At 39.6% G+C, this 25778-nt stretch carries 22 protein-coding genes; 5 read left to right on the top strand and 17 right to left on the bottom strand.

The window, feature by feature from the left end; genetic code table 11:
* Positions 1-7: 7 nt before the first annotated feature.
* The 11 genes from ABNE31_RS04800 to ABNE31_RS04750 form a co-directional block, all read right to left on the bottom strand.
* The gene (locus ABNE31_RS04800) at positions 8-1573 is read right to left on the bottom strand and encodes a hypothetical protein (protein WP_349352566.1); all 1566 of its coding nucleotides are present in this window, start codon (positions 1571-1573) and stop codon (positions 8-10) included.
* Between the two features lie 2 nt (positions 1574-1575).
* On the bottom strand, positions 1576-6045 hold the full coding sequence (locus tag ABNE31_RS04795) for a protein kinase (protein WP_349352565.1): 4470 nt from the start codon (positions 6043-6045) through the stop codon (positions 1576-1578).
* Positions 6030-7406: a restriction endonuclease subunit S gene (locus ABNE31_RS04790; protein WP_349352564.1), complete on the bottom strand. Its 1377-nt coding sequence runs from the start codon at positions 7404-7406 to the stop codon at positions 6030-6032. Before ABNE31_RS04790 ends, ABNE31_RS04795 begins: the two co-directional genes overlap by 16 nt.
* The gene (locus ABNE31_RS04785) at positions 7406-9448 is read right to left on the bottom strand and encodes an N-6 DNA methylase (RefSeq protein ID WP_349352563.1); all 2043 of its coding nucleotides are present in this window, start codon (positions 9446-9448) and stop codon (positions 7406-7408) included. The genes ABNE31_RS04790 and ABNE31_RS04785 overlap by 1 nt, the downstream gene beginning before the upstream one ends.
* A gap of 7 nt (positions 9449-9455) precedes the next feature.
* Positions 9456-10298 carry a nucleotidyl transferase AbiEii/AbiGii toxin family protein gene (locus ABNE31_RS04780; RefSeq protein WP_349353025.1) on the bottom strand — a complete coding sequence of 281 codons (843 nt, stop codon included), beginning with the start codon at positions 10296-10298 and terminating at the stop codon, positions 9456-9458.
* Positions 10276-11280: a type IV toxin-antitoxin system AbiEi family antitoxin gene (locus tag ABNE31_RS04775; RefSeq protein WP_349352562.1), complete on the bottom strand. Its 1005-nt coding sequence runs from the start codon at positions 11278-11280 to the stop codon at positions 10276-10278. The genes ABNE31_RS04780 and ABNE31_RS04775 overlap by 23 nt, the downstream gene beginning before the upstream one ends.
* A 253-nt stretch (positions 11281-11533) precedes the next feature.
* Positions 11534-12196 carry an ATPase gene (locus ABNE31_RS04770; RefSeq protein ID WP_349352561.1) on the bottom strand — a complete coding sequence of 221 codons (663 nt, stop codon included), beginning with the start codon at positions 12194-12196 and terminating at the stop codon, positions 11534-11536.
* Positions 12193-12732, bottom strand: coding sequence for a hypothetical protein (locus ABNE31_RS04765; RefSeq protein ID WP_349352560.1), 540 nt, complete (start codon positions 12730-12732; stop codon positions 12193-12195). Before ABNE31_RS04765 ends, ABNE31_RS04770 begins: the two co-directional genes overlap by 4 nt.
* A 3-nt stretch (positions 12733-12735) precedes the next feature.
* Positions 12736-13014: a helix-turn-helix domain-containing protein gene (locus tag ABNE31_RS04760; RefSeq protein ID WP_349352559.1), complete on the bottom strand. Its 279-nt coding sequence runs from the start codon at positions 13012-13014 to the stop codon at positions 12736-12738.
* A 567-nt stretch (positions 13015-13581) separates the two neighbouring features.
* The gene (locus ABNE31_RS04755; protein ID WP_349352558.1) at positions 13582-13929 is read right to left on the bottom strand and encodes a hypothetical protein; all 348 of its coding nucleotides are present in this window, start codon (positions 13927-13929) and stop codon (positions 13582-13584) included.
* Positions 13930-13939: 10 nt separating this feature from the next.
* Entirely contained in the window at positions 13940-15151 is a 1212-nt protein-coding gene (locus ABNE31_RS04750; protein ID WP_349352557.1) for a HEPN domain-containing protein, read from the bottom strand.
* A gap of 144 nt (positions 15152-15295) precedes the next feature.
* Between ABNE31_RS04750 and ABNE31_RS04745 the strand changes: the two genes are divergently transcribed.
* Positions 15296-15709 carry a helix-turn-helix transcriptional regulator gene (locus ABNE31_RS04745; protein WP_349352556.1) on the top strand — a complete coding sequence of 138 codons (414 nt, stop codon included), beginning with the start codon at positions 15296-15298 and terminating at the stop codon, positions 15707-15709.
* A gap of 39 nt (positions 15710-15748) precedes the next feature.
* Here the strand turns inward: ABNE31_RS04745 and ABNE31_RS04740 are convergent, their stop codons facing one another.
* The 4 genes from ABNE31_RS04740 to ssb form a co-directional block, all read right to left on the bottom strand.
* On the bottom strand, positions 15749-16222 hold the full coding sequence (locus ABNE31_RS04740; RefSeq protein WP_349352555.1) for a hypothetical protein: 474 nt from the start codon (positions 16220-16222) through the stop codon (positions 15749-15751).
* Between the two features lie 467 nt (positions 16223-16689).
* Complete coding sequence (locus ABNE31_RS04735) at positions 16690-17277, bottom strand: BfmA/BtgA family mobilization protein (RefSeq protein ID WP_349352554.1); 588 nt, start codon at positions 17275-17277, stop codon at positions 16690-16692.
* A gap of 420 nt (positions 17278-17697) precedes the next feature.
* Positions 17698-18147, bottom strand: coding sequence for a JAB domain-containing protein (locus tag ABNE31_RS04730; protein ID WP_349352553.1), 450 nt, complete (start codon positions 18145-18147; stop codon positions 17698-17700).
* Between the two features lie 65 nt (positions 18148-18212).
* Positions 18213-18554: a single-stranded DNA-binding protein gene (ssb, locus tag ABNE31_RS04725; protein ID WP_349352552.1), complete on the bottom strand. Its 342-nt coding sequence runs from the start codon at positions 18552-18554 to the stop codon at positions 18213-18215.
* Between the two features lie 236 nt (positions 18555-18790).
* Here ssb and ABNE31_RS04720 point away from each other — a divergent pair, with 236 nt between their 5' ends.
* Entirely contained in the window at positions 18791-18973 is a 183-nt protein-coding gene (locus ABNE31_RS04720; protein ID WP_349352551.1) for a hypothetical protein, read from the top strand.
* A 184-nt stretch (positions 18974-19157) separates the two neighbouring features.
* Here the strand turns inward: ABNE31_RS04720 and ABNE31_RS04715 are convergent, their stop codons facing one another.
* Positions 19158-19403, bottom strand: a complete 246-nt coding sequence (locus ABNE31_RS04715; protein ID WP_090293188.1) for a hypothetical protein — start codon at positions 19401-19403, stop codon at positions 19158-19160.
* Positions 19404-19595: a hypothetical protein gene (locus ABNE31_RS04710; RefSeq protein ID WP_090293185.1), complete on the bottom strand. Its 192-nt coding sequence runs from the start codon at positions 19593-19595 to the stop codon at positions 19404-19406. It lies immediately after the preceding gene.
* 827 nt (positions 19596-20422) lie between these two features.
* On the opposite strand from ABNE31_RS04710, the gene ABNE31_RS04705 reads away from it, so the two are divergent.
* The 3 genes from ABNE31_RS04705 (at position 20423) to ABNE31_RS04695 (ending at position 25720) form a co-directional block, all read left to right on the top strand.
* Positions 20423-21640, top strand: coding sequence for a DUF3500 domain-containing protein (locus ABNE31_RS04705; protein ID WP_349352550.1), 1218 nt, complete (start codon positions 20423-20425; stop codon positions 21638-21640).
* A 109-nt stretch (positions 21641-21749) separates the two neighbouring features.
* Positions 21750-23030: a serine hydrolase gene (locus ABNE31_RS04700; protein ID WP_349352549.1), complete on the top strand. Its 1281-nt coding sequence runs from the start codon at positions 21750-21752 to the stop codon at positions 23028-23030.
* Positions 23031-23335: 305 nt separating this feature from the next.
* Positions 23336-25720: a TonB-dependent receptor gene (locus ABNE31_RS04695; RefSeq protein ID WP_349352548.1), complete on the top strand. Its 2385-nt coding sequence runs from the start codon at positions 23336-23338 to the stop codon at positions 25718-25720.
* Positions 25721-25778 lie beyond the last annotated feature (58 nt).

Below are 25778 nucleotides of genomic sequence, written 5' to 3'. Positions count from 1 at the left end.
GTGCTTACTATTGTTGGTTCAATAGGTATCTTGGTCTTACTTTTTGCAGTATGTATGCATCGCTTAAATCGTCGTAAAACCCTATTTGACGTAATTTTTGTTTAAAGGCCTCCACATTTTCCTTGAATGCTAAATGTGTGTTTACATTGGCATCTCTAAATCTTGGTTCGGTAATTCCATTGATTATTAATCCATATCTCTCCTTAATTCTATTCATTAATTCTTCAATAGATAAACTACGGGTTTCAAAATGGTCGTCTTGACTTTCCAAGACCATAATCTGCACCAAGGTTTCCAATAAACGTGTTCCCATTACAAATCTTCTCGGGTGCTTTTTACTTCTTCCTTGAGCCATAAAACCTCTATCTGAATTGTTTTGACTCAAATTTGCTAACATCCCTCTATATTCCTTTAATTGTCTTTTAGATTTAGTATTGAGAATAATGGCCAAATACTTATCAAAATAGGTTTCTTCATATTTAGTGATATCATCAACCAATAACTTATCCTCTTCATCTAAATCTTTATAAAGACTATTAAATTTTACCCTGAAGTAAATTTCTTTCTCGTTACTGGTTTCCTTCAATTCTATCAATGCCTTTTCTAAATTTTCAGAATTGTCCTTATTCAATTCTAAATATTCTAAAGTCATATTAATTTTGAATGTTGCAACAATATATTTGTAAATAGAATTGTATAGTCTATCTGCATCCTCTATCGCATAGGCGGACACTCTACTTTCAAAATCATCTGTTGTATCAATTACAATATTCCATTCATCCTCAATATTTACTGTTCCTTTTTCAATCATTACTGGTAAAAAATGAACCAATTTTTGGGTATATAATGACATGTGGAAGGAAATGATTGTTTTTAAGTAGTCAACCAAAACACTTCTAGGTATTTTATCTTTATAAACTAATAACCTCCTAATATCATCACAGAATAATCCAGCTTGCTTTTTTAATAATGGTTCAATTTTGTTTAATGCAGTTGCCGAATCTAAAACAAAGCGAGGTGATATTTTTGGAATGATGTTTAGCATCCCTAAACTATCTATATCGAGATTGTCTAAACTATTGAGTGTATCTGTGGTAGCATCCCAACCTTCAATTAAGAATTTTTTTAGGTCATCTTTAACTTGTGGATTAGCGCTTAACATCAAATAGACTTGATCTGCTGAATAATAATCTCTGGCTACACTTGCGTTACGCACTCTATAACTTTCTAAATGCACAGGTCTTAATGAGGCTACTTTTTCCTTGTCGATTTTACCACGATAAGCCATATTAACAAAATTGTTACGTATCCAAGGTTCTATAGCTTCAGAATTATCGGAATACCCTACAACCTTATTCTCATTTTCCAACACTCCTAATGCATTCTTTAAATGATTTATCTCAATCAAAGTTTTTCCTCTTCCTCTAGATAGCTGTCTTGGTTTTTGCCCATTATATCTTAAGAGCATGAACAAATTAACAAGGGTGTATTCTATATTAATAGATTTTGCATCGATAGTACAAATGAGTTCATTACGAAACACACTTTCCTCCTTATTCATTTTAATCGCCATACTTAAAAGTTTATTGGTTCGATTACTATTCTATTTTGATTGTCCTTTTTGATGCTGAAATAGTCTGCATCGTCTCTTGTTACAACCACTTCACTATAGTTTAAGTTCTTGAGTAGGTTTTTGAAAATAATTAGCTCTACAAATTTTCCTCGAATATCATTTAGTGAGGGACTAAACCCTTGTTGAATGAAATACAGCATTTCGTATAAATCCAGGGATATGGTTAACTTGATTTGTGACTCTGTTTTATGCTTGAACATGAAACTATCTGGCTCGTATTCCAGATATTTTACCAAGTGCTCTGTGTTGTTCACCTTTAACTCGAAATCATTGAGATTAAACAGTCTAAAGGATTTGCTATATGGGTCTGTTACCTCTGTAGCTGCCAAGACCAAACTATTTTGGTCAATATTGGTGTTATCACAACCCTCATTCAGGGCTATGGCTCTGGAAATACTTTGTATGGTTTCTTTGCCTGTGCTCTTATCATGAAGCAATTGTACAAATTTGAAAACCGAATGGTATGGTAGCCTTAACATGAATGATGGCATCCCTTTCCCTTTTTGATTTTCACTCCTTATTAAAGTGGATTTTCCTTCGTAATAATGGTGTCTGATATAGGATTTTTGAACGCTTCTTATGCGCTCTAGAATTTCACTAGTCTTTTCGTGAACCGGCAAACGTAATTCATCATCCTTTACCTTATTGAAGATATCTATTAAGTCTATTTCCCGTTCTGAAAACTCAATAAATTCCTTTGGTTGATGCTTATCAAAAAATAAGTTTCTATCGGTTTCCGGAATTGGTACTTCTCCAATATCTGTTTCCCTTAACAACTTAATCAATCTGTCTTGGTTGCCTGAATCACCCAAAGCAGGATTGGTAATATTAAAATAATAGTATTGCCAATAGCTTTCAGGTTTACCAGCTGCTGCTTCATATAACTTATTGATGTCTTCACATTCATGGTCTCTGGTTAAGGTAAAAGCTATGAAAGAACGCAAGTCACGCATGGTAATGTGCAATTCTCGTTTTAAACTTACGGTACGTAAGAGCCACTCCATTCTGGTGATCACTTCATCACCCGCTGCTGAATCGTTTAAGGATTCTACGTTGTATTTAATGAAACATTTATTCGCTAGTGAACAGCCTTCACATTTTGTCCATAGTGCTTTATTGGTCAGTTTCTTTACTTGCTTTCTGAATAAGCTCCCACCATTTTCAGTGTTTGCCACCACAGAGCGCAGGTTAAGATTGATAATCATGACTCCCTCGGGCAACTTAAAATGACCTTCGTTATAGAAATATTGGTCTATTAACTCATAAAGGTCTTGATGTTTTGATGAGGTCATTAGGAAATCCACCAAACGCCCTTCATTAATAGCAATAATGCGCCCCTCTTTGGCTCGACTGAAATCCCTAATATTTTCAAAAGGTTCAAAAAAGGTTTCCAAAACATCATTATTGGCATTATCCTCTTGGTCTTGCGACCCATCATAATTGCTTTCGTAAGGTGTTCCTTTTATCTGGAAACGAGCTCCATTTTTATGTTGAAAGCTTTCCAAATTCTTCACCGCCTGGTTCTGTTCAATCTCTTTAATAAATGCTGTTTTACCATCACCTGCGTTACCTGTAATGATTAGTAACTTGTATCTGTCGTCTAGGATATCAGGAATTAATTTTTGATCCAATAATGATGGTGAATACGTTAATTTATCAAACTGATTAGCCGTTTGACTAGCCCTAGTTCCGAAGTTTCCTTGTTTAGACTGACTGTAAAGCGAATTGATGTATTCTACAATGTTAAGGCCTTCTACATCTATTTTAAAACGCTTTATTTTGTCCTTATTTTTCTCAACAGTTTCAATTAAACTTTGATAGACCCTTTCCACATTTCCGTCAGTAAAGGTTTTTGCTCCACCATTCCAAAATGTCTCGCTTACAATTGATTCACTATCCACCTTGATGTTTACTTTTATTTTTTCATCAAGTTTTATAGACGATTTATATTTTTTCAGGTTATCCTTAAACTTACTCAAGGCTTCATCAATCGTATCTTTAAGCACTACAAACCGTTGCATGTTATCTGCCAACTTGATATTACAACCTGGTTGATAAATTGTGATTTCAGTATGATATAATCGTTCTGTATTTGGCAGTTCTGTACCAGTATCTTCTTTCTCTGCCAACAAATTATCTTCGCCAATAGCCTCTAGAGCATCCAGCATTTCTTTGGCTGACCCAAAACGTTCCTCCTTTTTGGTACTGATGGCTTTGGATAGTAAGTCTGCAAAGTTTTGAGAAATAGCTTCGTTTAACTGCTTTGGGTTATTTGCCGTTTTAGACATAATTGGCATCTTACTTGGTGTCCATGGGTATTGTTTGCAAACCAATTGGAATAAGGTGACACCTAATGAAAATACATCTGCTGATGTATCCCAATTGACATTATTGCTATCAGTTACTAAATCTGGTGCGAGATATGGATTGGTTCCTACAAAATCTGTATTGTCCTCCGCAAAAGAGGCTACATTAAAATCAATTAACATAAAACGTTCTTGGCAGTCCCAAATAATGTTTTGGGGCTTAATATCACGATGGTACATTGGTGGATTTTGCGACTGCATAGAAACCAAAGCTGACAGTATATCTGTTGCAAGCTGATAAACTCTATACATTGGTAATCTGGCATCGGTGCGTACATAAGTACTTAAATTATCGCCATCCAATAATTCGGTTAAGGTGTAAAATTGCCCTGATGGTGTTGTCCCATTCCAAACAAATCGTACAATATTAGGGTGACTTAACTTACTTAATGCTGCATATTCATCTTTTACAGATGCATCATTCACACTGGTATTAAAGAGCTTCATGGCATATTCCGTGCCTTGAATGGAATGCTTTACCCTAAACACTTTGGAATAGCCTCCTTTACCCAGTTCGTTGTAGATGGTGTAGTCCCCTATACGGTCCCCTTCATTTATTTCATCCAACTCTTTTTCGGAAACATCTGTATCTTCTTTTTTAGAGTCTTGTGTTTCTTTTTTAATTGTACTTTCAACTTCTAAGGATGTTCCTTTTTTAATGATGGCTTCTAATTCCTCTACGCTATCAATACGCTGAAACTCATCAACCAAAATGGTTTTATTACAGATATCATCAATCCAACTTGGTAAGGTTTGTTTTACTTTAGATGGCCATTTTTTTTCTGGTAATCTCCCATTTAGGTTGTTCAATTCGTAAGGCGATTTTATTGGTTCTTCTCCTACAAATAACCAATAGGTTAGAATACCAAAGGAATATAAATCGGAGGCTCTAGAAGTTTCTCCAACCGTTAATTCCAATGCGTGGTATGGTGTGGCATTTTGCTCATTAATGGTAGCTTGAACGGTATAGCCTTCTTCATTGTGATAAGTAAAATATGCTTTACCGAAATTACCTAGCATCGCATAACCACCCCTGTAATAGATATTATCCGGATTAATATCACGGTGGAATACATTATGCTCGTGTGCTGCTTTTAACGCTGACGCGATATTCTTTAAAATATCTATCTTTTCTGTAAAGGTAAATTCGCTTGTTTTTGCTTTGTTGCGTAAGGAATCTTCCTCTAGGAAATCTGTGATTTCATAAAAGAGATGGTTTTCTTCATCTAATTCATATTGAACATTAGTAATAAAGGGATTACTCTTGATATGCTCTAATGCCTTAAAACCATTCTTAATCTTGAGTTCCCGTTGTTTGAGCTCTTCCGGTGATAAACCTTTTACCTGAAGCGTATATTCTTTAATACGTTTACGAATGGATGAGGTGACCCCTTTTGGTTTTGCCAGATACTCTGTATAATAGTTTTCTTGGTCTACGATTTCCAGAATCTCGTGGCTATAGAGTTCCTTTTTATCTTCGGTTTTCTTTTCACTGAAACGCCCAACTAAATAATCTACTATTTTATCATGTATATCAACAATGGTGTTTTCGTACTTATCACTTGCAGGATTTGCAATAAAATTGATTAAGCGTTTTTCTAATTGAAAACTCACTTTACCTGCTTCTTGAACAATATAAGGTTCTATACCATTGGGATACGACAAAGTCACCATATTGACTATATAGGCTTTCCCTAACTCGTAATCGAACTCTTTGAGCTTTGAAGCTAAAATGGCCGTTTTAATACGCCCTGTTTTTAGTGGATTGGGTTTTTGGCGGTCGTTAACATACCAATAGTTATCATCGCCTTCTATACGTCCTTTCCAATCTTTATTTTCTATGTTGTAGATGGCGTGTGGTGTAACCACAATTAGGTCGTACTCCCAATATTGGGTTTGGTTGTTACGTGGGTTAGTCGCTGCCAGTTCAATATTAGGAATCAACGTAAAACTATCTGGAAGATTGACTTCCAGAAAATCTATTAAACGTTGTTCACCTGCATTAACAACAGTCTCGAAATAAGGTGGTTTTATGATTCTTGCCATTGTTCTATTTCGTTTTCTATTAGGGTGATTGCTTCCTTTTCCATAAAACAAGCTGTTTCAAATTTGTTAGAATAAGATTCCACAAGTTTTGATATCTCTTCCATTTTATCATTCAATATTGGAATTTTTAGACTCTTCAGGAAATGTTCATCTATAGTTAAAACTGCGGATCCATATATTCCAGAGCGAATATAATTTTTGATTTTTGGTGTGGACAAATACCCATAAACGTAATAAGGAGATATAAGGGTTTCATCAATAATCACACGTATCGAGTGTTGATTGACTGCACTTTTAGCATATGTATCATCAACTAGGAAGGCAGAACCCAATATCTCCTGACCGGAACTTGATACCAATATCCACTTTTTATTAACAATTAATGTCTCTAAACCTTTTGTGCTTCTACTTAAAAACTTGTTGATCAACAATGGGTTTGATTCTGATACATTTGTGGTTGACAAGAATCTAATTCCATTTGAGCCCACATAATTTCTCCTGCCTCTTTGAGCTGTGAACATTTTTCTTAACACCAACTCCCCTAACTCGATCGACTTATAGCGGGCTTTTGACAACTCTTCATCAGCATTATTAATATTCAGGTAAAAAGAGCTGTCAAGTCGATTGTGGTAGTTGCCCAATATGTCCTTGACGTTCTTTTTCATGTATAGTGCCTGTCTTGGTTTAAAATTTAAATTTTGATCAAATATTCTATGAGACTCTTTCAACAACTTATTAGCTTCTACACGAAGCTTTGAAGCCTCAACAATAAGATTATGAATTTGTTGTTGTTTGTTTTCTTCTGGAAGTAAAACTGGTAACCGTCCTAATTCTTCAGGTGAAATTCTTGGAACTACAGCACCGTAAATCATGGATTGGATATACTCATTTACAATTGGTGCGCTTAAATACGCATATAAAAATCCAAAAGGTATTTGGCTAGTTTCAATTCTAATTATTTCTTGAGAGCCAATGCACCCAGAAAAACTATCATTTACCAAAGTAGTATTTCCAACAGTTCCGGCACAACTCATTAATATTTGTTTATCTCTTAAAGTCATTTCATCAACCCAAGGTGTGTATTTCACTGAAATATTTTTAGCATTATCAAGGGGTTGGGCTTTTACCATATCACTAGCAGTAATATATTGATGTGCATAATCAGTATTTTCAACAAATACTCTTTTGAAAATTCCACCTTGGTATAATTTATCTGTCAAATCGACTAGACTTGAATTAGTAATACCTTTATCTAATAAATCTGATATCACTTTTTTACCCCTATTTAAATAATAATCAGGCTTGAATACGGTAAGTCCTTCATTGAATCTTGATATACTAATTTGACCGCTTTTCATCATTAGAGCTTGTTAAGAAATTTATTATATGCTTCAGAAATCTTCGGTAAATCATCATCCAGTTTTTTTACTTTTTCCACTCTTGCTTTTACCTGTGGTGAACTACCATCCTTTTTTTGTACCAAGTATTCCTTTTCTACCCCAAAAACTAGTTCTGCACCATCATCATCACGCAAATAAATAGGATTGCCACGCCTGTCTTTACCTAGTTTTTCGGCAATTGCCATGAAGACATCGTAGTCTTCATCTTTATCTTGAGCCAATTGGCGCTGTAAATCGCTTTTTCGTTCTAAAAACAATAAGGATGCTTGTACACCCACTTGTGGCAAAAAAGCCTCTACCGCCAAATCAACAGATGCGAGAATTTTAAATTTATCGAGTATCCACTCCCGAACGCTTTGTGTATTTGGATTACCCAAAATACCATCCGGCAATACAATCGCCATTTTACCACCTGGTTTTAGAAAGTTGTAGCAGGCTTCTATAAACAATACTTCTGGTGCATTGCTGTAAGCCCCTAACTCGTAACGCAAGGAACCATCTTCTTTATAAATAATGCTGGCATCTACTTTTACTTTAGCGCCGAATGGTGGGTTGGTAAATACCATATCAAACTTTTCGCGTGCATCATAGCCATAGGTATTACTTCCATCATCCATCGCCAATAGGCTTCTTTTGATACTTGCTTCGATTTTTTCAATTTCGGATGGATGTTCCCAGTTTGGGTATGCTAAGGAATTGACGTGAAAAATATTGGCATGACCATCACCTGCCATCACCATATTCATACGTGCCGCTTTCTTCAAATCAGGGTCGAAGTCAAAACCAAAGATGTTATTTTCGGCATATTGTCTTACCAGTTCATTTACTTGTGGACTGTTGTATTTTGCCTCTAACAAAGGACCTGACAAGTCTGGAAATAACTCTTGGGTGATTTGCTTACGCACGTGGTCTAATACCATTACTAAAAATCCACCCGAACCACAAGCAGGGTCCAGCACCCGGTGGTTTTCTTTAGGGTCAAGCATTTCCACCATTGCCTTAATAATATTACGTGGTGTAAAAAACTGACCAGCTTCTTGTTTTAAAGTATTACTTACAATGGTTTCGTAGGCCATACCCTTAACATCGACAGAAGCATCCAAAAATGAGTATTTTGCCAGTTCACCAGCGATAAAGGCTAATCCTTTATTGGTTAAATCAATAGACTCATTACCTTGAAATACTTCAGAAAAGACCTCATCTTTTTTTAATTCATCAAATAAGCCTTTAATACGTTTGGCGACTGCTTCACGACCTGAATCTGTATTTTGCTCCTTAACACCAACCCAGAATTTGCGACGGTAACTGATATTATCATCAGTTGGTATAAACCTGCGTTTTTCATCATACAGCTTACAGAAAATCAAGTTTAAGAGTTGCCAGAATGCGTCTTTTTTACGTCCTTCATTACCATAAATGTAATCATGTGAACGCTTAAATACCTTGATTAAAGAATCGTTGGCGGGTTTTCTACTGTAAGAACGGTCGTTGCGGTCTAAATCTTCTAGGGTTTCTCCTTCACCAGGAAAATCCGACAAATCTGTGAATTGGAAATCCAAACCAATACTGTCTTCCTCTTTTTGTAGAAAGTGATAGCTTGAACCATTTGCCCATAAACCAAACTCACAATCATCGGCTGCTCCCATGGCGTTTTCCAATGTTGCCGTAAGCCCTTTTTTCTTATCGGTTACTTTCACCTTATCATCCTGTACTACCACCATACGGATAATATTCTCCTGTAAATGCTCCTTGCCTTTGGCAAACACCACCAATTCCAACTTTTGCTTTTTGGACTTGTCTGTTTCAGGGTCGGTATAAACAATAGTGAAATCACGCTCCATATCGTCTAAATCAAACCCATATTCTTCATTGAGCATCAGTATTACCGATTGCAAGTTGGATTCTTTTGCACTTATTTTTTTTGCTTGGTTGGTCAGTACACAGAGTAATTGGTTATCCTCTAATACGGTACTTTCCTTTTTTTCTTTTATTTCTGTTTCCATTGATTGACTATATTTTTATTTGGTTGTTTATGTTTTCTATACTTTTAAAAACCTCATCGTAGCTTAAAGCTTTATGAGTTTCTAATATTTGATTGATGAGTTTGCTTTCTTCTTTTTTGACCACTTCACTTGAAAGCACCTCCTTAATACTTTGTTTAGCCTCTGGATAGTTTTCTAATAAGTGATTAATATGAATCCCCAATAAGACTGCTCCACCTTTAACTATGGTATGGTCTTCGGTGTATACTGCTTCAAAATGTTCAAGCGATTCATCCCGATGGATTTCCAGATAGTTTTGCAGGATGAAGGCGATATCATCCGCATCTTTATTAGTTTTGTGATTTCGGTCTTTCCAAGCTCCTATTTTTAGGAGCCCTATACCTGCCAAGGATGCAATTTGAATATTGATATCCTCATCAATACTTACCTTTAAAGACGCCTCATTTACGGCAGAAAACCCAAGTACCGACATGGCAAACTCTTCGTCTGGTGGCCAAAAGATTTTGTCGTCTTCCTTCATTATATTACCAAAAGGCACGATATCTAAATCGAACTTTCCCAAATATTGGAATCGCTGCTTTTGGTCTGGGTCTTTAGTAAAATTAGGTAGTTGCGTGATGCCTTCTTCAACTGTTTTGTATTGCTCCCAATCATTGATGGTGATGGCAATATCCAAATCGTGTGTTAACCGTCCGGAACTTTCATCGTGTAACTCCATAATAATATCGCGAGCGGTCGCCCCAATGACAAAAAAGGAAATACCCGATGTCTTGAAATAGTCGGTTAATTCCTGAAGAATAGGCTTTAATAACGGGTGGTTGAATTTTTTACTGGATATGCTGTAACTCATTTTCAAATACTTGGTTAGCGATTTCCACGTTTCTACCATAGCCACTATTCATTAAATCGGTATAAATCAATAAGGCCGGTACCGTATTTTGATTCCAGTTGTTGTTTTGCCAAAACTTTTGGCGCACTTCTACATTACCTGTTTTATCAGGAACTAAACGCAATGTTTTTGCTATTTCAGGTAGTTCCAGATTGCTATAGATGGTAAATTCTTGCGGCCTTAAATTATCGGTTAGGATAGCTCCCGCAGACTCACCACCCCAAAGGATGTCTCTACCAGTTTGGTTTAAAAGTGTATGACGCCAATTTTGAACCATATCTGTATCTATAAACTTCATTCGGCTTCTTATAATTCGAGGTTTTAAAACGGTATTAAACTCCACTAACCACCTTTCCAAAAGTTCTTCCTTATTTTTAAGTACTCTTTTTTCATTGGTTTTAATCAAATAGTTTAGCTCTTCCAATTCTGCCATCACATTACTTACAGACCCCAGAGACACGCCTACCTTTTGTGCAATTGTTCGATATGAATCCTGTAAGTTTTCGGGTTCGCTTAACAGATGGAAGATAATTTTAACCCCAGCTTCTTGAAAGGCCCTAGATTGATTGGTTAGGGTAGCAGTCCTTCTCTTCTGACCTTCAATGTAAATCACTAGGTCGCCCTTTTTAACAAAAGCATTACCTGCAATATCTATATAATTAAATCCCCTCTCCTTAAGGTGATTTGCCGCTTCTTTAGATATATATTGTGCAATTAATATTATTGGCTTATTGCTTCGATTTCTAATTTCTTCAAGCTGTGACAATACCAATCCTTGATTAGAGGTTCTCATAGCTGATTTTGCCTCTACCACAAACTGCATGTTTTTGATGTTCAAAATAGCATCATAGTTATCCCTTGAAGTTTCAATATCAATCGGTATATTGATAAGGTTCTCCAGATTTGCTACTGCTTCATAAATAAAATCGTTATTTCGATACATAATCTTGTGTTCATTATTTTTAATCGTTCAGTGACAATGAACATTCAAATATAATGAACAAAAGGAATTATTCCTACAAAATGAAAAGAATTTTTAATTTATGCAAGGGTTTAATTATGTGTCTATTATAGGTCAACAGCCCTGGTTCTCTAGTAATGACCGGCACCTAATTTTGGGAAGAAATCACCTTGCTTAACCAAATTTCATCTTAGTGAGTAATAAATAAAGGGCATTAAGTCAATAAAACGTTGGGTTATTTTCGCTTGTCCCTGCACTTGCCATCAAAGCTGACCAAATTGAATAGTTCCCTCAATCTTGACCGGACACGGCTACCATAACGTTCCTCAAGTTCAATGGCATTAAGGTTGGTCGTCGCATGTGTCCTTAGTTTGTGGTCAACATGCAATTCATAGCGAGAAAGTAAAATCTCACCCATTACATTACACCCCTTTCCAAAGTGAATTCCATCAGGCTCAGCTCCCAAATCATCAAAACAGAAGAATTGGGAATCCCCATAATCCCCAATGACCTTATACCCAATGTGATTGAATCCAAAAACAATGTTTCTACAGGGAATCACACCATAGGGGCGTCTATGGGGCACGATATGTTTCATCAATCTCATCAAACTGGTCTTTCCACATCCCACTGGACCGGTCAGAAGGATTCCCTTGTCGATATCAATGTCCAGTTGCCGACATCGGGCCGTGTCCCTGATAAAGTAAAGGCATAGTTTATAGATGATGTCCCTGTCCTCTTTGTAGATCTTGAACCTCTTACCGAACATCAGCTTGCCCTTGGCCTCCAGATAGATCAATATTTTCCCAAAATCATATTCGATCTCACGTCCATTCAGACTGCCCAATTCATATTGGACAACACCTTCGGTTATGATATGTGGCGCATTGTAATTCAAAGTGGTTCGTTGTAATTTTTGTCATGGGTGGTTCGGAGGTTGTCCGTATTTGGGACGGTGCATGACTGTTTTCCGTTGTTTCCAATGTTTTTAGATCTTGATTTTTTGTCTTTTTTTTGTTTGATGGGGTTTGAATAGTTTTTTGAGGTTTGAATAGGTTTGTTGTTAGATACCACCGCTTGTCCAGGGCTTGTCCCATTATCGGTACGGCTTGGGTCCAATGCTTGTCCATCACTTGTCCCAAAATCGAACATCTTGACCTTGCTACCCTTGAACGGATTGTGGGACGGGGAATAGAGGATATAGCCCCAGTGCTCCAGTTCCTTGATACAGCGGTGATAGGTGGATTTGGAACCAATCTTGGCCAAGTCCATGGCCTCTTCCCTGTCGATATGGAAGGATTCCCGGAACAGCTTATAGTTCCACAATTGGAAAAGGGCCATGTACAGGCTGATGTGGGTAGGGTTTAAACGGCCGTCCTTGGCAAATTGCCCAAAGACCCCATTGAGATGTTTGATGTAATTGATGTCTTCCAAAATTTATATCCGTTTATGGATCTTGTTCTTTTCCAGGACCTCCATGATCTCATGGTATTCATAGTACAGCACACCACCGATCTTGGTAAAGGGCAGGGTTCCATTGATCCTCAAATTTTGAAGGGTTCCGGGCGATATCCCAAGAAGTTCCCTGACTTCGTTGGACTTGAGCCATTTCTTTTCAGATCGGCCCTTGTTGTTATGTAAAAGTTCTTTGATGTCCTCCAGCAGTTCAAACTTGAACTCCATTAGGTCTTCCGTTGTGATAATGGTCGCTCCCATAGATTTTTAGTTTTTAAAAAAGGGGCCATCGCCTTGGGATCCTTCAATTTGACGGCCCCTTCAATGATTTGACTTTCGGGAACAAAACTCAAAAAGGTTTTTGGAAAAACTTCCCAAGTTGGTACATAGGTGGGTGTTTTTTTTGGTTCCTATAATTTGATGGTATTTGGACTCATTTGTGCTTGTGGAATTAAAAAATAATGGCCAAAATTCAGAAAATCCACCCCCTAAACCCCAAAAATAAAAATTCCCAAGTTGGGACCCACCTTGGGAAAAATATCAAGGTCTCCCAACCATTGGATTTTGGCATGACCTATCGATCAAAACAACGCAGAATTCCCAATTTTAAAGGGATGGGAGCATATTACCCCTGGGAGGTATCACCTTGATGAAGCTTGGCCAATTTCCATATGACCAATCATTAATAACTTGCTAAACATCATGAAATCCTTCCTGATCTTGAAAAATTTGGCTGAATTTGTAAGCTCGATGAAATTTGGTCTTATTTGGGTTGAATTGAAGACTGAAAATTTTATCAATTTTTGTGTTTTTCTCTTTTATGCCCCTTCATCCTTCATCAAGTTCCGATAGCTTCTCGTCAAGTTGATCCAAAAAGTACATTTGACTATCGGGAATGATGCTCAAAATCAGTTCCAATACTTGGATGACACTCTCCTCCTTTGAGGCATTTTGGTTGGCAGGAAACAACATCATCCCATCTCCATCAAGGGCAAATGTACAGACCTCCAAGAGGCTTTTGATTAGCATCATAAGATGGTTGTTGTCCCTGACCTCAAAGGACACATTGTTTCCTTTGGGATCCAATGACCTATTGTTTCCCAATTGCCCTGGAAGATTGTTCCTGAGCTGTTGTATCTCTTCCAAGTTCTTTAACCTTTTCCTCTTTGATCTCATGTGAATGGATTTATTGGGTTACGGTTGTCTTTTGTTCCAAAAGCAGTTTTCTGACCTTGTCCAAGAATTCCATTTCATCATGGGGGATCAAATCCAGTATGTATCCCAAAACCTCACTGATATTGCGGTGGGGTTGGGGAACATTGCGAGTAGGGATATATTCATTTTCCAATGCAACGATACAGACCTTTAATATATTGGAGATTATAAAAGAGGTCTCACCATATCCCTCGGTTATGAGTTCGACACTGTACAATCCCTTTTCAGGGATATAGGGTTTCAGGGCGTGGAAATGCATTTTTTCCAGTTCCTTCAATTGACCTAGTATTGCTGCTTCATTATTGTTCTCTTCTTCCTCGATAACTTTTGGGCATACATTTTCAAAAACCTTTTCCTTACCATCAATAATGCTCTTGCACTGATTCAAATGCTTATGGAATATGGACTCCACTTCTTGGATAAAACCCTTCATTTTTGATTGAATGGTTCTTGCCTCTGTTTTGGCAATCTCAAACTCATTGCCATACCGGGCAACACTGTAGGCATGTTCCAATAGGAGCAAGAGTTCATTGTTGTTGGATTCAGACGCTTCCAAAAAGGGTTGCAGTGTGGGAAAGAACTGTTTACAATAGTTGATATGGCTGATGATACTGTGGGTCACCATACTTTTTCCAATGCACATCTGTTCGATGAATCGGAACGAAAGCTCAAAGGCCTGGTGCATATTGAAGGTGGCGATGGCATAGTCACCTTCCTTTATCAATATGTCCGCGGTGTTGGCAAAGGCATTTATTTTTCCCAATTCCATTCTATGATATCGGGTGGCCCTTTTGATGAGGGTATCATATGCCATTGTAGAATAATCCATAATGTTCCTTCCTTGTAAACGAGCGAAAACATTTTCTCCCAGACAGCAATGTTCCAAGAAATAGAGCGATCCCCTTTCAAGGCCTGTTTCCGATTGAGTTTCTGTATAGACCCTTATCCTGAAATCGGGATGCTTCTTTCCTTTCTTGGCAACTAGGGAACGAATCTCATTGGGAAGTGGGTCATTGTTTACGTCCACAAACAGGGTAAGGAAATAATATTCGGTATTGCCCTCGTTCTGTTTTTTGGACAGAAAGGCACTGTCAATGGTTATGATGTTCAGGATGCTATCAAGCAATTCGGACTGCTCTTCTGCTCTTTCAAAGTTTTCCGGTATGTTTGTGTCATATTTCATGGGATTATGGTTTAAAGGGTTCGAGAATCGAAAACCATATTAAGGCAACATTCCCAAGTACCCCACCAAGGGCACTTGTATTTTATTGGACCAGATTTGAATTTTACAATCGGATTATTGTGGGAAAGACCCTATATTTGAGATATGGAGACAAAGACCAAGAACAATCACATAGGCAGAAAAATCAGTAGAATAAGGGAACTTCGCGGTATGAAGCAAGAGACCCTTGCCGAAGAACTGGGCATCAGCCAACAGGCCGTTTCCAATATCGAGAACAGTGAAAAGGTGGACGATGTGAAATTGGAAGAAATTGCCAAGGCTTTGGGAGTGACTACAGAAGCAATCAAAAACTTTTCTGATGAGTCGGTAATAAACTACTTCAACAATTTCTACGATAATAGTTTTACAAATAGTCAAGGTACATTCCACCCTAATAACTGCACCTTCAATCCACTTGATAAATTGGTAGAGGCCTATGAAGAAAACAAAAAACTTTATGAGCGGCTTCTTCAAGCAGAAAAGGAGAAGGTTGCTTATTTGGAAAAGCTTATCAAATAGCAAAATGCCATTTTCATTACCCTAAGTTTTATTCAAGACTCAGTTATTAATAAGCTGTATTTTATGGTTTACCTCGTCAATGAATCCGTGTAAATAATTTGGCACCTGACTTTTGCCTTGATCTATTCTCCAACTCATCAATGAACCGTTATGGTAATATTGGATAAAAAGACCGCCACCATCGGCACAATCCGGACAGCCCAGTATGGTTTCATTTTCACTTAAAAGCTCTTGGGGAAAATAATCCATCAGGTCTTTTACCTGTTCGAATTTTTCATTTTCCAACTTAATGAAATTCAAGTTAGTGCCAGAATAATCATCCACGGTATCCTCAAACAGTTCCGAATCGGTCAATTTGAATGTTTCGACACACCCTTCCCCTGCACACATCCCATAGAAATGTCCAAAAACCAAATAATCCTGGTCTCCCAGAAGAACGGTGTTTTCATCATCATTATCAGTGCATGACAAAATGAAACAAAGGCAACAAAAGACGGACACTATTTTTTCCATGGGTGTTTTGTTATAAGATACCGAGAAACCCAAACAGTTGCCTAATGAAACTGGTCAATGCCATGTCTTAACCTAAATTTCATATGCCGTTCAACTTAAATCTCTAACCTATTGAACAATATAGGCTATAGCCCCTAACAAGCAATGTTTCAAACCGGGTTCATTCATTACCTTTGTTGCATAGTTGCCATACCGCGGTTAAGGATGTGCCAGCACCTTGCGGGTGATGGGGGCACAGACGGCTGATAAAGACAGCGTGGTATGGCAATGAACCCGTTTTTTCCATTGCATGGTCGCTTATGGTCAATGTGAGTTGAATCGGTAAGCCTTTATTATTTGTCCCTAAATCCCATTTCTCCTTTTTAAAGTGACCATAACCTATTTTTTTGCACGCTCGGATAGATGGCCCTAAACAATAACCCAATGATCAATAACCGGTTGTTAGTGTACAATTCCAATATATTTGTTTACATATTTTTGAGTTTTGTTCGGTATTTTTCTATGGCCCCAGGATTGAGGTCAAGTTTGAGGTGATCCTTGCCGAAACGGTTATGGGACACTGATATGTGGTCCAGCACATAGGCGAAATCTTCCTTGAGTTCTTCCATCCGTTCCTCCAATCTGACGTAGCGGATCTTGGGCACCGTGGTCTCATTATCCAGAAGCTCGGGGTTAGTAGGATTGATTATTTCCGTGAGCTGCTTTTCATAAAACTCAAAGTCCCCTTCCCATTCTTGGTCCCCTTCAGGTTCCAACTCTTGTTGAAAGAGCGCTTGGATCATACTTACCGTGGGTAGGGTCTGCTCTTTTTCGATGCTTCTCATGATGGCCACCATGGAGTTGAAACGTCTTTTGATCAAATATTTCAAGCTCGCAATAGTTTCGTACATCCTTTCGTCAGGGGAGATTCCATTGTGGTCAAAAAACTCTACCATGGCCAACAAGGTCATGGTCTGTGACTTTCCTTGTCGTTTGGAAAAACTCCTGAATTTCCTTGCCACTGAAACCTTGACCTTCAGGGCTGTAAACCGTTCTTTTTCGTATCCTTTATCCATTTTTTCACCAAAAATTCCTTGATTTTACTGGGCCCAGCTCATTTTTTCATCAAAAACCACTTGACCCCAAATTGCTTTAAATTCCAAAAACCTTTATAAACAGGGCTTTTCCGAAGGAAAATGAATCAATAGCGCCGCGCTTGCGCGCTATCCTCTTGCTCTTCCTTTTCGTCCCGCAGGGACAAAAACGAATCGCAAAACATGGTTTAAAAACCAGTTGCATTTTATTTAAAAGTCTAATCGAATGGTACGGAATTCAGGAAAGTCAAATCAAATTGGATTGCCGTACTTGGTTGAAACTTCAACCTGTTCTTAAAGATATGTAATTCAAGCTTTTGAACATAGAAAAACCCAATCATAATGATTGGGTCGTTTTGATACATTTTGACATCCAATGCATTGCTGTCAAATCCCTGTTCTTTACATCAAACCATGATCGGCAAAGCTATAATAACTTCCATCGGGTGCCAGGATGATATGGTCCAGAACCTTGACATCAAAAAGTTGGGCTGCCTGTTGGATTTTTTTGGTCAACTGTTTGTCGGCTTCACTTGCCTTCAACTGCCCGGACGGATGGTTATGAGATAAAATGATTCCGACGGACAAGGTTTTTAGAACGATGGCAAAGAGGATGCGCATATCCACCAAGGTTCCCGTAATCCCACCAATGGACAAGGGATAGATTCCTTTGACCTTGTTGGATTGGTTGAGCAAAAGGATTTTAAAGCATTCGTTCAATCCAATGGTTTCGGCATCCCAATTTTTGAAGAGCAGTTGTGCCACATCGTTTGAATTGGTAATGGAGTTCGATTGCAGGGTACTGAGTTTTTCCCTGTAACTGATCTGTATTTCATTGACTTGCTGTTCCATGATCATCACTATTAAGGATTTAAAGAAGGGGCACCAAAGAAACCCTTTGGTTACCCCTATCCCATTTAATCATTGGCACCTCCCAACAAAAGGATTTCACTGGCCACGATCTCGGTCACATAGCGTTTGTTCCCTTCTTTGTCCTCATAGGAGCGGGAGGTCAATTTTCCCTCTACGGCAACCTCTTTGCCCTTGGTCACAAAACCTTCGATGATGTCAGCGAGTTTTCCCCAACCGATCACGGTATGCCATTCGGTGTTGGTGATGCGTTCCCCTTCGGAGTTCTTGTAGTGTTCATTGGTGGCCATAGTAAACCGTGCCACACGTTTGCCTTTGTCAAGGTCTGTAATGGTAGGGGCTTGCCCTACATTTCCGATCAACTGCACTTTGTTTCTCAATGTACTCATGATAAAAAGTTTTAAAGGCCTGCCGTCTTCCTTTATGGATAGATCAGCAAACAGGGTTAAAATTTTCCCCTCTATTTTTTGGTCTTTGTTTCCCAAATTTTAAGGGGCGTTTGTTTGCTTCTTACGTGCGTAGCACAATAAAAGAAGGGGGTTCTGTCAAGGCTTTTGGACTGAAATGGGGAGGCTCCGCGACGTAGTAAAATCCTGGGATTTTCAAGGAAGTGGAACCCCTATTTATGGACAAAACCTGTCTTGGCCTTGACAGGTTCTATGAAGGCCTTAGGAATTCCATCCGACCCATTGGCAAGGGAGCGTACGGGAAGTTAAGCGACTGCAGGCAATGGTGTCCTGATTGGAAGTCCTTGGGCACTGCCCTGTTTTTCGATGCCCCGAAAAACAACCAGGGCTTCTTTTATTAAGGACCCCTTAAAATTTGATGGGCGGACGGACGGATTTACGGCCTTCCCAGGCAAAGCCCCAAGAAGGGTTTGCAAAGGAAGGACGCACAAAAAATCCGTTTGGACGACTTCCGTATTGGCCAAATGCCAACACATCAACTATTGCGATAGTAATGGGTCAATGATCCTAGAACTTGGTTTCTTTTTAGTCTTTCTGGAACAGCTCTCCCTGATTGTTAGGGGAAGGTCCGCTCAACTTTGGCATTGAAGTTTTCATCCTCTCCTTTATAGTTTGTCGCCGTTTCTCATAGATCCAGACCCTTAACCTTTTCAAAAGACCCATCTCATATTCGGAGAGTTGTTGGGGGGCCAGTTCCTCCATGGCCTTAATCTGTCCCGTTTTGAGAAAGGTCGTGGCATACTGGAGCCCACACCATGTGTAGATGTTCACTCATTCACTGGCCATGGGAGATTCGAAGGTCCTGGGCATCATATAGGCCACAACCTCGGTCAAGGAGGCCATGTGTTCCCCACGCATCTGGGTCAACATCCGGGCCATGGTGATATTGTTTAAAAGGTGTTTGGGCACGGCATCCTGCCATTGTGATGGATACACAATGATGGGACTTTGCAATAGGTCCATAAAGTCAAGGACAAAATCGGATTTGGCCTTTTTGAAAGAGCTTCGGTCTTAAGTTTGGAATTGTTGTTTTCGCTGGCTCCAGTCCAAAGCCAAAACCCAGTTGCACTACGTTTTGTTTTTCCATGATTTGCGTTTTAAATTGAACAATAGTGGCAGACCGCCAAACGCAAGGGAAAATTTTGGAGTGGCAAGGAAACGGAAATAGTGACATCAGCAACGGCTTTATGTGTCCCTTGTCCGAGAAAATAGTGCAAGCTTAACTTTAGGGAATATTGATTAGAAAATAATTGCCAGCAAGGCCATTCATTTATAAAAAAGCCATTTCCCATCCTTTTGGAAATATATCTTCATTGGATATGAGAAAGTATATTTATCAGCTCCTCTTCATTAAGGAAACTATTCAAGGAAACTGATAGGACCGTTAAGAATAAGAACAATTTTGACAAATCAAATCCAAACTATTGAAGTTCTTATCAACCTTGCTTTAAAATGGAGTGTGTTTCTTTAATAAAGCATTCTACATTGAAAAATATATTCAAGTTTCGAATTGAATTGGAAGGACCCCCCTAAAATATGGCGTGAATTTTTGGCCCCTGCCAACACGAAACTTTATAGACTCCATCATATCATCCAAGTCGTATAGGGGTGGGAGAACCATCACCATTACAAAATCACAATTTTTAACTACTAGGAAATTCCTGCATTTATCAAAGTTCAAATAACCGATTCCAATGAAAGACAATCGGTTATATTCCAATTAGGCAATATCAGGTGTTGTTTTTTTTCCATACATTTAAGTAGTTCACAGGGCTTAAAAACTATAAAAGATGAAAAACATACTCATAGTGCTCATACTATGGACTGTCTTTGGTTGCAGGCATAAAGAGGTTCAACACGAAAATGCCAAAACAAATGAAAATCCTGGGGAAGTAAATCCTGTGAAAGAACGTTTTGCCAAAATGGAGGCGGAAGCCTTGAAAGAACCATATATTGGAATCTTTTCAGAAGAGGGTGATTCAAACAATTTATTCCAAATTCGTTCAACTGGTGTTTCGACTTTACCGATTCAACAAGCCGCTGAGATATTTTTAAGAAACCTGTCCGCTTCACAAGTAGAACGCACCAAATTTACTGTTGATGACGAGGAATGGAGGAAATGGTGCAACGTGGACAATGGGATTTATGACAGACAGGGCGTTAGCCTAAAAGAATTGACCGACGATCAGAAAAAAAAGGCCTTTGGTTTAATACAGGAATCGTTAAGCGCAAAGGGGCTGCAACTGAGTAAGGACATCATGAAGACCGACCAGACGCTTAAAGAGCTCAATAATGGATCATTGGATTATGATGAAGAATTATATTTCTTGACTATAATGGGAAAACCTTCAAGTACTGAACCTTGGGGATGGCAATTGGATGGACATCATTTAGTCATCAACTACTTTATATTGGGAGACCAAGTGGTAATGTCACCTGTATTTATGGGTGGTGAACCAATAATTACCACTTCAGGTAAGTACAAAGGAAATACCATTTTTCAGGATGAACAGAATATGGGATTGGCACTGATGCAGTCCTTAGAACCAGAATACCAGAAAAAAGCCACCATTACAAAGTTCAAAACTGGCAACAACAATTTGGCTGAAGCCAATAAAGATAATTTAACCCTTAATTATGAAGGTATTCCAGTCTCAAAGTTTTCAGATGAACAAAGGCAAAAACTTTTGGAGTTGATTTATTTGTACATCAGTAATATTCGAGAGGGGCATGATAAGGTAAAAATGAGGGAGGTGCTGGAACATATTGATGATACATGGTTTTCTTGGGTCGGAGACACCTCTGAGAATGCCGTTTTTTACTATCGGATCCATAGTCCGGTGGTATTGATCGAATTTGACCATCAAAGAGTCGTTGGCGTACCCAATGCCGATGATGGGAAGCCATCAAGAGACCACATACATACGGTGGTAAGAACTCCAAACGGAAATGATTATGGAAAAGATTTATTGAGACAACATAAAGAGAGGCACCATCACAACAATTGAGGTCAAAGTTAGTATAAACGATAATCAAATACTTCAATATCCATCCATTTTGGATGTATCGATATTTTACATTGGTATAAAGAAGTTGTGGTCACTATAAGAACGACACATGAAATCAAGACTATTGATTCTTTTTACAATTCTTTTGCCTCATTTCATGTGTTCCCAAGAATTTAAGGGCTACAGTTTGGAAGAGATACAAGCCATCCATGCCGATTTTGACATTCATCAACAATCGAATAAAGGAGGTGATTTCACGCGTTATATAAATTCCCATATGTCCGAGTTTTGGCCACACCAGGTCCTTAGCCGATCAGGCTCCATCAGACCATTGGACTATCATTTAAGGGAGGATGTGAGGAAATTCGTCACCAAAACCATGGAAGGGGAGATACCCTTGGAAGAATATATAAAGAGCCCCTTAGTAGATGGCATGATCATTCTACATAAAGGCAAAATCGTGTTCGAGGAATATCCCCACATGATGGATTATTACAAGCATCATAGTTTTTCAGTGACCAAACCCTATGTTTCTACCATCATTGCCCTATTGGAGATAGAGGGCAAGATAGATGTCCAGAATCCAGTATCAGCATATTTAACAGAACTGAAAGGTACGGATTGGGGTGCGGTTCCCATTATTGATGTATTGGACATGAGTTCCGGAATGGGAATCGATGACAATCTTTTTGCACAACTATTCTTTAACGAGAATGGCTGGATCGGTAATGATAAATCCAAAGGAGGACCATCAGGTCAACTTGCTCCGATGAAAAAGACAGGACCTTCTGGACGGATATATGAATACTTCTCCCTCAACACCGAAGTTCTGGGATGGGTCATTGAGCGGATTACAAACAGGACTGCCGTTGAACTGATTGAAGAAAGGATCTGGCAAAGAATGGGTGCGGAATCGGATGCACTGATGTTTTTACCGAATTCGAACGATAGGATGTACATGGGAGGACTTAGTGCTACCCTAAGGGATCATGCCCGATTTGGACTGTTGTTCACCCCGTCGGGTAGAATTTCCCCTTATGATTTTATACCTGAAGCTTACGTTAGGAAAATACAACAAGGCGGCCGACCTGAAATCATTAAAAATTCGGGCCCGATCGATCTGTTCATTTATGATGATCCTATTACAGCTGAACATTTAGTGGACGGTGAGCCTCCAAGACATTCCACTTATCAATGGGATGTAGTGATGAACGATGGCGATTTTTTCAAAGAGGGAGGTGGCGGACAGGGACTGTACATTTCACCTAGCCGTGATTTGGTCATCGCGTATTTCGGTACCCGTGGTTTTGACCGTGAAGGCCGAATTTTACTCAATAACTTGCATCAAATAGCCCGACAGCTGGCAAAATCGGGATTGTTTGACGAATAACCCGTTCAATATAGGCTATAATTAGGTGCTTATTTTAGGGCTACCTCTCCAAATATTGGTGGATTCTCAGTTTCGTGTGTACTTATATAGTTTCTTGTCAACGCGCACAACTATTGATAACCGAGAGCGTTACCAAAGTTCAAGTAAATGACGAATCAGGAAATTCAAATCTTATAGCAATTTCTGATCAACCGGTTTACCTCGCAAACCATTTCTTGATTTTTATTTGTATTAAATCTAAATAAGATTTGTGTTTATCGCATTATACCCTATTTTTGCCCCTTATTTTAAATAAATCCAAATTAATGAAACTCATTACGCTTGCTACGGCACTACTAATCACCTTTGGCGCATTTTCCCAGTCGAATCTCAACGGAAAAGTGACCGATGAACAAAACCAGCCCCTTATGGGGGCCACAGTCTTCATCCCAGCTTTACAAATTGGAACCACTACAGATCTTGATGGCAACTTTGAACTCACTTCCATTAAAGAGGGTACCTGGGAGGTGACTTTCAGGATGTTGGGCTATCGGACACGTGTGGAGCAAATAACATTTTCACAAGATGGGACCATCCCATTCACGGCGGTATTGACAGAAGACCTGAACAGTCTGGACGAGGTCGTCATATCGGCCAGCAGAAACTCGGAATACCTTTCAGAAATCCCGGCCTCCGTGACCGTGGTGGGCGAGGTCAAACTACAGGAATTCTCAAACTCCACCTCGAACATCAGTGAAATATTGGAGTTTACGGTACCCGGTCTTGCGGTATCCACCGGAACCTTTTCCAATTGGGGACAGACTTTGCGGGGACGTTCACTCTTGGTTATGGTCGACGGGATTCCCCAGTCCACCCCACTTCGGAATGGACAGTTGGGCATAAAATCAATAAGTCCCAATGATATCAGCCGGGTCGAGGTCATCAAAGGGGCCACCTCCATTTTTGGTAATGGGGGCAATGGGGGCTTCATCAACTATATCACCAAAAAGCCGAACGCTGCCGAAAAAATAGAGGGCACCACAAATGTTTGGGGCACTTCCAACCTGGCGGCCACAGATGACGCCCTTGGTTTTGGGCTGTACCAGTCCCTCAAGGGCAATTTGGGCAGATTTAAGTACTATATCAGCGGGAGCTATGAAAAGACCGGAAACAAATATGATGCCGACGGGACTGAGATCTTGCCCACTTATGGTCTGGACAACACGAAGATCTACAGTGCCCTGGCCAAGTTGGAATACCGGATTTCCGATAACCAAAATATCACTTTGGGCGGTAACCTATACAAATCGGCCCAGGACACCCCATTCATACCTGTTCCGGCAGAGTTCGAGGTCTTTAACGAGGAAGGGGACTATACCCTCACGGCCGGGTACGGGGTCGAGGGTTCTGTGGAGGGACAGGAGCCCACGGGATCGACACTTGTGAACGGGCAGCTAAAATATAACTTGACCCAAATTTTCTCGGGGACCACGGATTTTACGGCGGACCTATATTACCAGAACACGGAAAACATCTTTTTTTATTCCGATAAATTTGAAAATGGTGGCCAATCCGTCATCAATGCCGAAAAATATGGCCTGAGGCCCAATTTCAATACGACCTTCCCTGTCAACACCACAATGGACGTCTCCCTGACCTATGGTGTGGACCTGCTCCGTGACAAGACCAATCAGGGTCTTTTGGACGGGAGGCTTTGGGTGCCGAACATCAAAATGTTCAGTTGGGCCCCTTACCTTCAGTCCACTGCCAAGTTCAATGGGACCTGGGTGGTGAAGGCCGGTCTTCGTTTTGATGACATGAACTTGGACATTGAGGACTACAATACGCTTCCCTATTCCCCTCTAGGGGATGGCAACTTCAACCCATCAGTGGCCGTCGAAGGTGGTAAGATAGGTTTTGACAATCTGGCCTTCAATGTGGGTCTCCGTTATATCAAACACCAAGAGTTCATTCCCTATGTGAGCTATTCCCAAGGATTCTCCATTGCCGATCTGGGTTCGGTACTCCGGTCCGCAACGGCAGACAACATCAATGAGATCCAATTGGAACCGGCAGTGACCAAAAATTATGAGTTCGGCTTCCTGTCCAAGTTCCAGAACATCAAATTTGAAGCTGTGGGCTACTACAGTACCTCCAATTTGGGCACTGGCGTTGTATTCGATGAGAACATCAATTCGTTTGTCCCTTCAAAACAACCCCAGGATATCTATGGAGGGGAGGTTGCCCTGGATTATTTTTCCTCGGACAACAAATGGCAACTGGGCACCTCGTACACCTATGTGGAAGGAGTGACCCATAATGGGGGCAATGAAAACAATCTGGTCTACTTGGGAGGTGATGTCATTGCCGCCCCAAAGTGGACGGCCTATATCAATTGGGCACCAACGGACAAATTGGGCACCTCCCTACGAATGACCCATTTGGGGGACAGGGACAGGTTTGACCCCTATCTGGATGCCAACGACAATTACACCTTTAGGCACACCCAATTTCCAGTGGAAGGCTATACCTTGATCAATTGGTCCGCGACCTATCGATTGCAGTCCAATATATCCGTCTCCTTGGCCATCAATAACCTGTTGAACGAATATTACCTGCCCGCAAGGTCGCAATGGGCAGCACCCTTGCGCACCTTTACCGGAGCCGGGGAAGGCATCAATACGAAATTGAGCCTTTTGTACAGGTTCTAATCCACAAGAAAGCGGTGTCGATGTTCCCATTGGCACCGTTCTCAAACAACATCAGGTA

This window comes from Flagellimonas sp. MMG031 (assembly GCF_040112705.1).
GTDB lineage: Bacteria > Bacteroidota > Bacteroidia > Flavobacteriales > Flavobacteriaceae > Flagellimonas.
This window is presented reverse-complemented; position numbering and strand designations above follow the sequence as displayed.